The sequence below is a fragment of the Gloeobacter kilaueensis JS1 genome (assembly GCF_000484535.1).
Taxonomy (GTDB): Bacteria; Cyanobacteriota; Cyanobacteriia; order Gloeobacterales; family Gloeobacteraceae; genus Gloeobacter; species Gloeobacter kilaueensis.
In genome coordinates this window covers 1796411-1810205 of sequence record NC_022600.1, presented here as the reverse complement: position 1 = coordinate 1810205, position 13795 = coordinate 1796411, and the positions used below count along the sequence as shown (strand labels likewise).

Here is a 13795-nt window from a genome sequence, read left to right as displayed (position 1 = left end):
AGCCATCCGCTTCGTGAAGCCAGAGTCTCTGCTCTTAACTCGGCCTTAACCGAGTCATTACTCACTCATCTGTGTCACCCTTAGTCATACTTGACCAGGGCAAGAGTTTCTTGCCCCTGTGACTGCTTTTTACATTCTTTCTGCGCTTCTAGCTGCTCGCCGTTCTCGCGAGAAACTTGCTACTTGTGCAGTCTTATTTGTGTGAAGGCTACTTCCTTCTGCGGCCTTTATTACCCTATCTTGCGTGGTAGCTATCTATGCAACCGCTGTTTCGCTTTGTCGTTGTTTTTCTGAGCTTTCTCCTGCGCCTGCTTCCAGTAAGACCGATAAAGCGTGCCAAGCGGCCCTCCCCAAAGGCGCTCGTTGCTTCCTTGCTCTCTCTGCTGCTGGTTGCTCAACCCACCTCTTTTTGTTGGGCGGCCAGTTCCGTCAACGCTCAGCTGGGCATCTTTAGCTACGACCACATCGACCTCACCACCGGCGGCATCGACCCCGTCGTTATCTACCGCCACTACCAAAACGCCAAAAACGACGGCTTTACCCCAACCGTCCAGGGACCCTTTAGCTGGGGCACCACCCTTGGTCTGTACAGCTACATCGTTTACGACTACACCTTGCCAGGGGGTCTGTCGGTGCTGACCTTGACCGGCGAGCAGACCGATTTCCATTGCAACAACGGCACCTGCACCAACGACGACTCCAAGGCGGCTCTCCGAGGCACTTTCACTATCAGTGGCTCCACCGATACTCTCACCCTCGAAGACGGCACCAAGCTCAACTTTGCCACAGCCGCGACTACCCAGGGTCAGAAGCACCTCAGTTCCATCAAAGACCGCTATGGCAAGGTTACAACCCTCACCTGGAGCGGTGATAACCTTACCAAAATCGAGAATCCTCTCGGGCGCGGCATCCAGCTGACCTATTCCAACAACCGTATCAGTACGGCCCAGCTCTACGACACCCACAACGCGAATGTGCTCGCTCACGGCTACACCGTCAGCTACGACTATGACTACACGGGCAATCTGGTAGGCTACCACGACCTCAATGGCAACACGACCAACTACGGCTACTACGTTGGCACCAACGGCATCGAGTCAGATTGGATGAATTCGATCAAAGATGCACGCTTTAACACGGTCTTAACCAACACCTACACTAGCGGTCCGTCGCACGGACCGATTCGGGTGAGCCAACAGCGGATGCCTGGTACCAATGGCAGCGATAGTTCTGACGATATTCTTGTCAACTACGGCATCAACACCCAGTACTCGAAGGCGACAGTGCAGACTTTTGGGGCCAGCTCTGGGGCTGGTCCAGTACTGACCTACTACTACAACGCCACCAACAACTACATCAACCAAATCAACAACTCTGCTGACAATAGCAGTACTTACTACACGTATGACGACACTTCTGGTCTCGTCAACTCAGTTAAGTACAACATAAACAGTACGGACTATACGACCTATTACAATTACCAGACGGCTGGTGCGTTTTATCACTTGAGTTCGATTGCCGAACCGAATGGCTTTTCGTTCACGAGTTTCAACTTCAGCGGTCCTTTTGGTCAGTTGTACAGTCTTGAAGACGCCAACTCGCACACGACTTACTTCACCTATAACTCAGCGACAGCGACGACTGCACCGGGTGCGTTGATTCAAGTAGCCACACCGTTACCAGCGTCTTTGAACTACAACCCGTACAACGACTTTGGTCAGGTGCTAACCTTCACCGATGGTGCAGGAAGGGAGACTAAGTACACCTACAACTCCACAACTCATGACCTGACAGATGTGCTTGGTCCAGATGGCCTGACTCGCCACTTTGTCTATGACGAGCTTTCTCGGATCACCTCCGTCTACCTCACTAATGTGTCTGGCGATTCGACAAATTACACTTATGACCACGGTGGGCGGGTCAAACAAATTACTCGTCAGCCGGGAAATCAGACGACTCAGTTCGAGTATGACGGCGACGACAATATAACCAAAGTAACCGCACCGAACGGTGTAACGACCCAGTATCAGTACGATGCAATGGGTCGAAGAACTTCCCGGCAGCAGGGTTCGTACACCGAGTACTACTACTACAACTCTTTGGGCCAGCTTGACCACACGGTTGACCCAAAGAACCAGACAACGCGCTACGGCTACGATTCCAAACAGCGGTTGCATACGCTCACTTACAACGACGGCACTATTGTTACCTACAACTACGACACTCTTGATCGGGTAACTTCAGTTACGGATAGCAGTGACTCGTCTCATAGCAAAGACGTCAGCTTTACCTACAATAATGATAATGGTAATATTCCTGGCCCACTGACGGTCACTACAGGAGCTGGTTCTTCTGCTCCTGACACGCTTAGCTATAGCTATGATTCGGCGGGCAATCTGACGGCGGTCTCAAGAGGCAGTACGCAGTTACTGACCTACGACTACTGGCCGGATAACAGTCTGCATCAGGCATTTCTCAAAGGTCAAAGTGGCGCGCCGGATATGAATGTTGCCATTGGCTACAACGATGCCAATCAGCAGACTGTTCTTAACTATCACGATGGCAGTGGCATCCTGTATGGAAACTACTATTACAATCCCCAGGGAGATTTGAGTGAGATCCGTTTCACCAACAATCTGTCGCCTTCTGCGCTGATTCGCGAGGTGGTTTACGGCTATAACTATTCCCATAAAGGAGAACTGACACAGCGGACCCTGACTGGGCAGAAACTCTCGGCCAATAGTCTTAGCTACACTTACGACCATTATGGCCAGGTAATATCAACACTGGTAAACACCTCTACTGGCAGTCAAGCATATAACCAGACCTGGGATAGCGATGGCAACATTACATCTGAGAATCAGGGTAGCGTCACTTATCAGCTTGGCACGAATCGTTTGGACACTTATGCTAATCGTGCAGTCACTAACGATAACAATGGTAATATTACAACTCAAAAGTGCAGTTCTAGCTGCACAGCGGTCAATGAGACCTATACCTGGAATGCGCGTAACCAGTTGATAAAATATGAAAATACTGTCAATAACGGGAGTGAAAGCTTTGTCTATGATGCTCTTGGTCGTCGCATTCAAGAGACGGTCGATGGCGTAACTACTAAGTTTGTTTACGCTGGAAGTCAGGTCATCGAGGAAATTACCAATGGTGTCACCAAACGCTACTTGGTTGGTCCTAGTCTCGATGATGTGTGGGGCAGTCGCACAGATAGTACCGATGAGTTCTTAATCCACGATCCGCTCAACAACTCAGTTCTAGTTGTTGTTGACGCAAAGACTTTGCAGGCAAAGTTTGGGATAGAATATACCGGATTTGGTTTGGCAATTGGTTCTTCTCAAGCTGACAAAAATACGACGGACAATCGCTTGTACTTCATGGGACGTGAACTTAGTAAGAACACTGTTCAAAATGTTGTTCAGCTCTATTACTTTCGAGGCCGTTACTACAACCCGGACCTCCATCGCTTCATCAGCGAAGATCCAATTGGTTTCTCTAGTGGTAATACCAACCTCTACGTTCTTAACTTCAATAATCCTACTGTTGGAACTGATCCAATCGGAGCTTATGAGGAAGGGAACCCTGATGATGGTAATACTCCTGACTCTTCACCTGTCCCTGCGCCTTCACCTATTCCTAAACTTTTCGGTGGTGTAAGTACTGATCCCGAGACGGAAGGGCCAAAGCCGCCGCCACCTTTTATTACCAATGGCGGAGGTAATTTGATAGCTGGAGGAGGCAGTCCCAGTCAGCAATTACCGCGCAATATAGAAAGGACAGGTCCAAATGAAGTAACGATTACTCGAAGCTATGCAGATGACTTAGTTCTCCCGTTGTATCATAGGTTCGAAGCTGAGTTTCAATCAAAGGAGACTGCAGCGAAGCAAGTAGCAAGTCAGGAAATCTGGGGGCGCGTTCCACGGGGGGGATTTGTACCAACTGTGCAAGCTTACTTTGGTGCTCTTCCACCTGGAGAACGAGGTGTAGAGTTTACAACTCCAATCTCTCCTGAGAACACAGGGGTACGTATGGTTCCAGGTGTGCAGGTAAGATGGTATGGCAATATAACACCTGGGGTTCCCATTAAAGAAGTTGATGGTGATGAGTTTGCTATTTTAAGAGTTATAATCCTTAGGAACACCCAAATGTAGGTAAAATAGTGGCTCACGAGATTTCCTTGCAAGCAGATTTTGTCCATTGGATATCCAATGAGCAGCATGACTCTTTCTTCTCTCAGCAACCTTTATTTGTTGATACAGAAAGGGCGTTTTTCTCAGCTATCGGCGCGTCCGACCTAAGCAGATTTATTCCCGTACAGCCTTTTGATGAGAATGGTAACGGGCTTGGCGTTCTTAAGACATGGTATGGCTATACAAACTTTATAAGGTTCGGTATCCTTGTTTATCCATCACCAGCAGGGTTTCCTCATGCAAATCTTGTACCTGCTCTTGATGATGTCTCGGGATGGAGCACGGTAGAACTTCTAAATCATTTCTCTTTTCTTCCTAAATTATTTTTTGATAACATTTTTTCTATCTCTCCCTATATACCGGATGGTAGTTGGGTTATGCTAACAAGAAAAAGAGAAAAATTTCAAGTTCTACGCTCGAGTGATCAGAATGGGATAAAGTTGGTAGCAGACGTGCTTAATAAATTATCAGGTGATAATTGTTTCTATGTAGAACGCTCGGAAGCATCATACTAATATCATTTTAATTTGGGCTTGGCGAATAGCGAAAGCGCTCAAATATGAGGTAGCTCTCAGAACTAGACAGCTTGCCTTGGAGGTGCCCCGAATAATAGACCGGCGGGAATCACCATATTTCGGATATGATCAAGCTTGCAGGCCATGCATGCTTGCGAGAGGCCATGAGGGAAGAGTGACTAAGGATAAGAATGTTTCCTCATCTGATAAGGTCATAGCAGCAAAAAAGCTTCATGAGCAGTCGCTTGAGCTGTCGCAGGACATCGAGTCGAACTGGCTGGCTCTCGGGCGACTATTCCTGCAGATCAGCGAAGAAGAAAAATACAAGATTCTCGGCTACTCGAGCTGGCTTGACTACGTCAACGAGTCTGGCTATCCGATGCGGGGGCGCACAGCCTACAACCTGATGAAGCTGGCCAAGTATCCTTTTATCGAAAAGATCAAGCATCTGCCCAGGACAGTCTGCTTGAGCCTGGAGAAGGTTAAGGATGAGGCAGCCCTCGATGACATTCTCAAGCGGATCGACCAGCTCAGTGAGAAGGAGCGGTGGTTGGAGCTGGCCAGGCACGACGATCGCAGTAGGCAGTTGCAGCGGTTGCGGGAGCGCAAGAATCTGCTGCTTGAGGAGCTGCGCAAGGTGCTCAACGAGATTGCGGCGATCGAGGCAGACGAGCAAAAAGCAGAAGAGCCCAAATAGGCAAATTTTTTTACAGACGGCAACTCGGAACAGGATTCGAGTTGCCGTCTGTGATGGAGATAGGGTTAGGGCGCATACCAGGTGTAGTCGCTCAGCCAGATCCGAAGTTCATCGTGAGGGATGTGGCCACTGTGATGCAGGAGCCAGTCGTTGAAATCCTTGCCGTGAGGGACGGGGCGGCTGTCGAGGGCAACACCTTCGGCGCGCATCTTGCGCAGGGCTGTCTCACCTGCCCGGTCGCGATCGTAGGCGAAGAAGATTCTGGAGAAGGGTTTCCAGAAATCCGGCTCGCTCCACTCCGCCGGGAAGTTCCCAGCACCATTGGTGGAGGAGATGAGCCAGCAGTTGCCGTGGAGCGGCGTACCCAGCAGAGCCTGATCCAGACTGAGCAGGTCGATTTCACCCTCGACGGCGATGGCAAAGCGCTTCGAGTGGCGGTGGTTGGCAGCCAGGGTACGAACGGTGCCCCGGCCCCAGCACTTGGTCGCCTCCTGTCTATAAGTGGAAGGATCGGCGGTGAAGGCTTCGGCAGCGCTGTCGCGTTTGAGCCGTAGGCGGAAGCGACCGTCGGCAAGAACCTCCAGGAGCTGGTACTTGATGCCAGTCTGCTGGTGAATGAGTGTGCAGCCTGGATGAACGGGAAGATCGGGGGTGAGGCCAGGTACCTGACGGAAGCGCAAACCCCAGCAGCGAGCGGCTCCGTCCTGGGGAGGGCCATCCTCCCAGACAGGAATGGAGATGCGCCAGGAGCGAAAGTGGTGGGCATGGCCATACCGCTCAATGAGCATCTGGACATCGAGATGCTTACCAAACCAGCAGACCTGACGTTCTTCGAGTTTCCCCAGGCAGAGGTGCTCCAGAATCCGGTGCTGATGGAGGAGGTCGATGCCCTTGCGCTTGAATGCCGCCAGGATCGTCACAAGTCCAGGCACTTCCTGGCACAGCCCGCCCAGAGAACCTTCCCAGCGAGGACTGAGGCCCAGCCGCCAGCGCAGGGCCGTGCGGCGTTCGATGCCTCGGGCCGCCAGATATGCCAGAGCCTGCTCTCCTTCAACGCTCAACATCAACCGATTGTGCAGTTCGTCGATCCGCTCGATAGGAATGGGTTCTTCTGGAGCTGATGGCGGAGGTGGCGGTCGGTTTGGTCGGTTGTGGATGGCAGAAGTTGGGGCACCCTGAGCCGGGAACGTACCTAGGATGTAGTCGAGAGCCTCACGGAAGGAGAGGTTCTGTAGCTGCTGCACCAGGTCGATGGCATCGAAGGCTTGCTTCTGGTGACCGCCACGGCTCCTCGGAACACACCCGGCATGGCACTTGAACAGATTGCGGCGGCCATCGTGCAGAATTACGCCTGAATCTCCACCGTGGAAGGGGCAGTAACATTGGGTATACCGGGGGTGAGAACGGATGATGTCGATGCCGAGGCGGGCAGCCACTTCGAGAACAGGGACCTGACGGGCGGCCTCGATGCACCAATCCAGTTCGTCGTCGCGGACCATGAAGTGATCCTCCGATAGCGTAAGGAAGGTCCGGGGCTTACCAGTCGATACCGGCCCGCAACGATGCGCAGCCATAGTGGTGGGAGTTGCGAATCTCGATGTGCTGCTGGTAGGAACCGAGCAGTTGCTCGGAATGAGGGTTCTCCAGCCAGCAGCGGCCAGTGGCGATGAAGGCGACATCGGGTTGCTTGAGCAGCATGGCTGATCGCACCAGGCGTTGACCTTCGCCTTCGTCCCCCAGCAATTCAAGGTCGAGGGCAACGTTGAGTTCATCGACCAGAACCGCCTGATAACGACCACTCAGCAGATGCTTCTGGGCCAGGGACCAACCGGCCTGGGCTTCTGTGTAGTCGGCGGGTCGCCGGACATTGGGGTGATCGGGGGGGACACGCTTGAAGATCACCCGGTCATCACCGAAGTGGTGGTGATCGACGAGGCCCGTCATCCTCTGCAAAGCGGCGATGGCGGGGTCTTCTGTATAGGGGCCGACCCGGCTGTAGCCCGCTCCTCCTTTCAGTAGCTGAATCAGCGAGACAGGCCGGGTATCTTCACCGCTCAAGATGCGGCTCACGGCGGTCAGCAGCAGGCCGAGGGCGGAGGTGCTCTTGCCCTTGCCGTCGCCGTGGATGAGGGCAGTGTTGGCAATGCCGGTCTGGCAGTGACACTGGTGCTCGGAGTGCAGGTCGATCGAACCTGCCAGGGCAGGCGGTAACTGCTCGCCTGTGAGGATCACCTCTACCGGGTGGGGTGCTCCGACGATCGCAGCGGCCAGGGCGTCGTCCACTTCGACACCATCGAGCAAGATCAGCTGATAGAGGTTGCTGGCGATGAGACCCGCCCCGACCCAATCAGGATGCGGTCCCTGATAGAGGTCTACCAGATGGGGGTACGCGGTGTGGATGGCATGCAGGGCACAGGCTCCTTCGCCAGTTGCCGCTTCGGGCCGAACCAGCAGGACGCGGGAGTGGCTGCCGCACAGACCCAATCCGATCGAGCGCAACGCGACGCCCATGGCAGCCAGGATCCGACTCGGGCCGCTGCCGCCATAGAAGTGGGTACGGCCAATTTCGAGATTGCGTGTGCGGGATGCACGGGTGATTCCGAGGGCTTCCATAAGCTCCATCTCGAATACCTCCTATAGCATAATGTTTTATGCATGGCTTGCAATACTTGATTGCTTGCCGCAGATCAGTCAAAGGCGAAGTGATCGATGTCCCAGCTATTGCCGAAGTAGGGACACAGTACGTCCACGAACGCTTCGGCGCGGGTGACGCCCACGTAGGCGGTGAACTTTTGCTGTGCCCAGACGGCATTGGCGGGGAGGCCCGCATCGACGATGACGTGCTGCCACTCGCGGCCCTTGGAAGCATGAATGGTGAGCACTTCGACGCCGGGGCTTTTGTAGGGCTCGATCTTGGTATCGCGCAGCCTGAGCAGGTCTGCATGGGAGCGAATCTGACCTGTCTGGGTTTTGAGGGTGTGGATGAAATCGACCCAGTCCGCCGGAAAGGTGAGCAGAAAGTCCACCAGTTCGAGGCTGTCGCGCACAGTTGGAGCGTCGTGCATCGATTGCACGGCACGGGCAAACTGGATTGCACGAGCAGCCTCTTCAGAAGGAAGCGTAGCGGGCGGGCGTTCCATCGCTTCTAGCGTCCTGAACCCCTGGCTCAGCGAGAGATAGGGCAGAGCCGTGGGCCAGCGCAGCAGCGGATTTTCCAGAAAGTCGATGGCCCAGGTCACTGCAGGATGGGACCAGAAGGAGACGGCTAGCGGAGGCGTCTTACCGGCGACGGGGATACGGTTGGCTGCCAGGTAGGCGCGCACATCATCGACCATCCGGTTGGTCCGGCAGAGGATGGCGGCGGAGCGGGCCTCGCGGGTACGTAGCAGGCGAGTAGCCCGTTCACAGAATTCTCCCACCCGCTGGAAGTGGTGCAACTGGACAGTGCCGCCGGGATTGCCCCGAAAGGGTTCGCCCACGAGGTAACTGGCCAGTTCGCACACCCGGCTCAGGCAGCGGTACGAGTAGGTGAGGCGCTTGACGGTCAATCCTTCGGCTAGCGGATGATCCGCCTGAGCGCTCAGAAACTGATAGATGCACTGGTGCTGGTCGCCCAGCAGCACCAGCCGTTGCGGCCCCTGGGCCATCAGAGCCTCGATGATCGCCCACTGCACCGCGTTGGTGTCCTGGTATTCGTCCACCAGCAGGGCCGGATAGCGCAAACGGAACAGCTTGCGGCGCAGCACCTGGAGCAGGTAGTACAGCGAATCGTTGTAAGTGAAGGTTGCTCGCGCCCGCCGGGCAGCGATGCGCTGGGGCTGAAACTCGTCTTCAGCAGTGACCGGCGGTTCGTTGAGGTGAATGTGGTGTGGTTTGGAGGGAAAACCCAGCACTTCCCAGCACACTTCGGTCAATTTCATGGCCATCGAATGAAAGGTCGTCACGCGATGGGGAGTTGGTTCCGGTGAGACCATCAGGCGTCTGGCCAGAGTTTGCTGGGCCGTGTGGCTGAACATGCAGACCAGCTGGGGATGGGGCGCATCGAGGAGCAGGTGCTTCAGAAGATGGGTCTTGCCCGAACCGGGCGGCGCTTCGACGCGGAAGCTCTCGTTGCTTGTGAGAAAAAATTCTTTGAGCGACTCCTGCTCATCGGTCAAAGTGTCAGGGTCAGGTTGGCGAGCAAGATCGGGCTCAGACTTCATGAGACACCCCGCTGAGAATGGGTGTGGGTTCATCAGCGTCAGAAGCGCAGGCGTGTTCTGGGACTGTGGTAGTCTCCTGCTCTGCCTCTGCAGAAGCATCAATGGGTCCGTCATCTTCGAGGAACTTGAAAGGAGCAATGCCCCAGGGCGCGTAGAGCCAGAGATTGACCAGACAGGCTTTCAGGACCGTAGGGTCAATGTCGCAGCCTGAGAGGCGCAAGCTGTAGTTGCTGGCAACCATGAGCATCCGACCGGTACCGACACAGGGCTCATAGACCAGTCGGGCGCGGCAATCGGGCCAGATGGTAGGTCTCCCGGTGGCAGGATCGCCGGACTCGACAAAGAGCATCTTCGCCATCAACTCGCAGACTGGAAGCGGAGTTGGGTAGAAACCGTTGTGCCGACCGTGCCGGTTCTCGGCAAGTAGCGCTCCCCAGTAATCGTGGGGCCACAGTTGCAGGGCACCCAGCTCGAAAGTCTGGTAGAGCTGCCCCTGAATGCGCTGGTCCAGTGGCGGCGGGGTGTGGGCATTACCGTGGCCCAAGCCGAACAGAATCCAGTCGAGCAGAGTATTGAAATTCGACCAGCTGCTCCAGCCTGACCAGCCGCAACCGATAGCATCGAGGCAGCGCTCTATCATCCGGCGAGCGTAATTGTGGCTGTCATCGAGAAATGCGATCTGAGGAATCAGGCGTTCCAGCAGATGGCCAGCCTCCTGAGTCTGCAGCCAGTACTCCCAGCGGCCCCAGAGTATCGTGTCCATCTCAAAGAGCAGGGGCCGCATCCAGCCGGGCTGCAGGGGTGCGCAGACAAAATCGGGCCGGATCTTGCGGTTGCTGCGTTCTTTCTCAACCTCGCGGCGCAGACTTTCGAGGCTGCCAGGCTCATCAGCGAGTCTCCAGTTCGTCATCGTTCTATCTCCAAAGCAAAAGGCCCGACCGATGAAGGCCGGGCCAGGGATGCAATCTTTCGTTCAGGGGCAGCAGGGACCGGGGAGCAGGAATTTGCTGTTATTCGATAGCGGCACCTGCAGCAGAAAAGAGGCTGTCCGGCGAGAGGCCGACAGCAGCAGCGAGGTGCTCGGGGGTGTTGTACCGGTTGCGGCGGGCTCCACTCGGGATATCGAGGTACGAGGCGAAGCGCCGGAGGTTGCGGGTGACCAGCAGGTGCAGCAGGTAATCGGCTGCCAGAGAAGCCATTGCCAGATTGATAGTGAGGCTCTGGGTTTTCAGGCGGAGCAACTCCTCGCAGCTGAGATCAGCGTCAGGATTCTCCTCCAGCTGGGGGACGAGTAGTTCCGGATGCTGCAGGGCCGGGGAGGGCAGCAGAGCGCAGTGGGAATGGCCAGGTGTATCGAAGCTATGGGCGAGCAGGTCCGGTTCGGCGATGTTGCCCACGAGCACCTGGCCCGTGTCTACGTGGTTGCCCGCATCTATCCAGAGAATATTCGATACGTTGCTCCTTGTCGCGATATTGAGTAGCAACTGGTGGATCGTCAGGCGAGCGGCGGCGTTGTCCACACAGCCGACGATCACAAAGAAGTGGTCGTGGGCGTACTGGAAGTTGTCACCCAGGATCTTCCGGGAAAAAGGAACGTTCAGCGCGGGCAATTCCAGACCCCAGGCGGCCTGGTAGCGAAAAGCAAGAGCCTCGGCCTTGTTCATACCGAGTTCGGCAGCACAGAAATTCTGCCGGATCAGATTGCTCTCCTCGACGATGTCGGGATCGCACAGCAACAGCCGCACACTCTCACCGCGATCGAGCAGGACACGCAACAGGCGGACCAGATGCGGATACAGCCAGCCACCGGTGCCGCCCGCCCCTACCTGGACAATGGTTGTCTGGCGGGCCTTGAGGGTGAGGAGAGGCACGGCTCTGGCATAGGAGAGATCAACCATTCTGAATCTCCAGGTAGTCGATGATATCGACAGGCATCTCGAAGACGCTGGCCGCCGGGATGGACCAGAAGTGGCCAAAACAGCCAACCCGGACGTGGAGAGCCGGGGTCGTAAACAAGTGGCCGATGACGGCGTAGATGCGAAAACCCTGTTCCTCCTCGTCGTCGCGCAGCGAGAAGCGGGGCGTCATGGCGTGATGGCTATGCAACTCGACATCGGCGTCGCTGTCATGGCGATCGACAGCGATAACGCTGGTACTGGTGGCGCTCGTCGCCGGGGCGCGCAACTGCCAGGCTCCCAGACTGTATTTCAGGTAGAACAACGCTTCGAGAGGGCGACCATCGTGATCAGTGGCGGCCAGGGAGTGGGCGACGATGGCCTGCAGGCAGGTGGCCGGGACGCGGGGATATTCAAGAGAGAAGTAAGGCCGAAGGGGTCGAAGACCCTGCAGGCGAATAGCCCCACAGCTCAGCGGCATACAGACTTCCAGGCCAGTGCGGCGGGCGCGCAGTCCCACACCGTCCTGAGCAAAGAGATAATCCCAGCCGTAGGGCAAAGCTGGGGGCAAAGGGCCAGCCAGGGGAAGGTAGCGAATCATCACAGGTGACCTCCTGCAGCCTGGAAAGCCTGATCCACGTTCTGATTGCAGGCAATCAGGTCATCGAGGGGATACGTCTTTGTCTCGCTTTGAGCAAGGGCAGTTAGCTTCGGAATGATGTTCTTCGGGTGGCTGCGGGACTTGCCGTCCGCCTGATGGTGGTTGAAGGGGCTTGCCAGGAACAACTGCCAGCAACGATCAGGGTTGCCGGGATCAGGACGAGTGTTTTCGCCAAAGCAGATAAGGCCCCGGCTGCTGATGTTGGGTAAAGGAACGTGAAAGATCTGAGCAGTCGGGTTGAATTGTTGCTCCTTGATTGCCCAGATCATGTGCTGCTGAAAAGTGGAGTAGACCAACCCCGGCATCGGTACCGCAAATTGCTCGACCGCGTTGCCCTGGGCCTGAATAAAAAACGAGTGAACGCCCGGCGGGATGAACAGAACAAACCAGGACGTCTGTCCTGAGCGTCCCCAACGGACGATCCCTGGCCGCAGCCAGCCGGTTTCAGCCGGAATCTTACTGGCTGCTGCCCGAAAATCGAGCGGACTGATGTAGCGACACTGGGCAGCAGAACCAGAAAGATCGATGAACATCAACTGATCATCGACGTGGGCCAGCAGGGATCTGGCTCGGTCGATGATCGAATCGACCAGCTTGCTTTTCATGGAGAACGCTTTTTCTTGGGTTGACTGTGACCGGCCAGCACCCAGGCTTCGAGGACTGGCTGCCATCGCTCAGGATCTTCGCCGAGCCACTCGGCGGCGGCACTGACTCGAGCGATGATCGCTTCGCACTCACGAAACTGCGTGTGCAGATAGTCGAGATGTTCGATGGTCCAGGCGATGTTGTCCGCACATATATCCGGTGTGTAATCGATCCAGAAGTTGCCGGTACCGGCAGTGAGCGAGTCAAACAGTTCGGGGATGTCGATGTAATGTCCACCCAGAGCAGTGCAGGCGGTCTGAAACAAAGACCAGTGAGCAGAAGCCGAGAGGCAACCAGGTACGAGACTTTCAGCAAAGTGGCGCACCTCCTCGTCAGGTTCGATAGCATCCAAGATCAGTGTGAGTGCGAGGCGGTAGGGAAAGCTGTAGCCTTCAAGGTCAGCCTCGTAGTCGAAAGCCCAACCGATGCACGGGATGGGTACTGTCTGTGGTTGCGCAATAACGTCAAAGTCGTCGTCCGTCAGATATTCATCGAGGAGCGGAAACAACTTCTCGTTGACCAAGCGCAGGAACTCTATTTCGCGGGGCGAGGCAGGCAACTCACTGGTCTCGCGGGCAAGCCGCTCTCTTTGGAGGCGGCTGATGCCTATTTCTGAAGAAGCAGTGGAGCAGGCATACTCTTCAGCAAAAAAATGCCGATAGCAGATCATCAACTCCAGCTGCTTGAGGATGCGGATGAACGCCTCGATACACCCACCGGCAGCAGCGATGGGCAACCGGTCGAGCAGTCGCTCGAAGAACAGCAGGCAATCACCGACAGCGAGAGCCGGTGGGCAGCAGACAGGACTGTTCACGATTCGAGAACCTCATGAGATTTGAAAGCCAACGGGAATACCCAAAGGCAAGACAGATTTGCATCCGAAAATCCTCGATCGAAAAAAGGCTCCAATCGCAGACGGTTGGAGCCTTGGTATGGGGTTCAGGTGTGTGACGCCGCTCTCGTCGTCTCGCTCGCTCA

General features: G+C 55.5%; 11 protein-coding genes. 3 read left to right on the top strand and 8 right to left on the bottom strand.

Features of this window, described 5'->3' with window-relative positions; all coding sequences use genetic code 11:
• Positions 1–257 precede the first annotated feature (257 nt).
• The 3 genes from GKIL_RS08545 (at position 258) to GKIL_RS08540 (ending at position 5414) form a co-directional block, all read left to right on the top strand.
• The gene (locus tag GKIL_RS08545; protein ID WP_023173126.1) at positions 258–4163 is read left to right on the top strand and encodes an RHS repeat-associated core domain-containing protein; all 3906 of its coding nucleotides are present in this window, start codon (positions 258–260) and stop codon (positions 4161–4163) included.
• Between the two features lie 8 nt (positions 4164–4171).
• Positions 4172–4717, top strand: coding sequence for a hypothetical protein (locus GKIL_RS24695; RefSeq protein ID WP_023173125.1), 546 nt, complete (start codon positions 4172–4174; stop codon positions 4715–4717).
• 175 nt (positions 4718–4892) lie between these two features.
• On the top strand, positions 4893–5414 hold the full coding sequence (locus GKIL_RS08540; protein ID WP_041243834.1) for a response regulator transcription factor FixJ: 522 nt from the start codon (positions 4893–4895) through the stop codon (positions 5412–5414).
• A 65-nt stretch (positions 5415–5479) separates the two neighbouring features.
• Here GKIL_RS08540 and GKIL_RS24145 read toward each other — a convergent pair whose 3' ends face one another.
• The 8 genes from GKIL_RS24145 to GKIL_RS08495 form a co-directional block, all read right to left on the bottom strand.
• A complete protein-coding gene (locus GKIL_RS24145) occupies positions 5480–6913 on the bottom strand; it encodes a toprim domain-containing protein (RefSeq protein ID WP_023173122.1) in 1434 nt (477 codons plus the stop codon).
• Between the two features lie 37 nt (positions 6914–6950).
• Positions 6951–8036 (bottom strand): cob(I)yrinic acid a,c-diamide adenosyltransferase, encoded by a 1086-nt coding sequence (locus GKIL_RS08525; protein WP_023173121.1) that lies wholly within the window; start codon positions 8034–8036, stop codon positions 6951–6953.
• A 65-nt stretch (positions 8037–8101) separates the two neighbouring features.
• Positions 8102–9616: a UvrD-helicase domain-containing protein gene (locus tag GKIL_RS08520; protein ID WP_023173120.1), complete on the bottom strand. Its 1515-nt coding sequence runs from the start codon at positions 9614–9616 to the stop codon at positions 8102–8104.
• On the bottom strand, positions 9606–10526 hold the full coding sequence (locus GKIL_RS25255; RefSeq protein WP_023173119.1) for a DNA methyltransferase family protein: 921 nt from the start codon (positions 10524–10526) through the stop codon (positions 9606–9608). The genes GKIL_RS08520 and GKIL_RS25255 overlap by 11 nt, the downstream gene beginning before the upstream one ends.
• 100 nt (positions 10527–10626) lie before the next feature.
• Complete coding sequence (locus tag GKIL_RS08510) at positions 10627–11514, bottom strand: ThiF family adenylyltransferase (RefSeq protein ID WP_023173118.1); 888 nt, start codon at positions 11512–11514, stop codon at positions 10627–10629.
• The gene (locus GKIL_RS08505) at positions 11507–12112 is read right to left on the bottom strand and encodes a hypothetical protein (protein WP_023173117.1); all 606 of its coding nucleotides are present in this window, start codon (positions 12110–12112) and stop codon (positions 11507–11509) included. The genes GKIL_RS08510 and GKIL_RS08505 overlap by 8 nt, the downstream gene beginning before the upstream one ends.
• Positions 12112–12777: a hypothetical protein gene (locus GKIL_RS08500; RefSeq protein WP_023173116.1), complete on the bottom strand. Its 666-nt coding sequence runs from the start codon at positions 12775–12777 to the stop codon at positions 12112–12114. Before GKIL_RS08500 ends, GKIL_RS08505 begins: the two co-directional genes overlap by 1 nt.
• Positions 12774–13631 (bottom strand): hypothetical protein, encoded by an 858-nt coding sequence (locus GKIL_RS08495; RefSeq protein WP_023173115.1) that lies wholly within the window; start codon positions 13629–13631, stop codon positions 12774–12776. Before GKIL_RS08495 ends, GKIL_RS08500 begins: the two co-directional genes overlap by 4 nt.
• Positions 13632–13795: the final 164 nt, after the last annotated feature.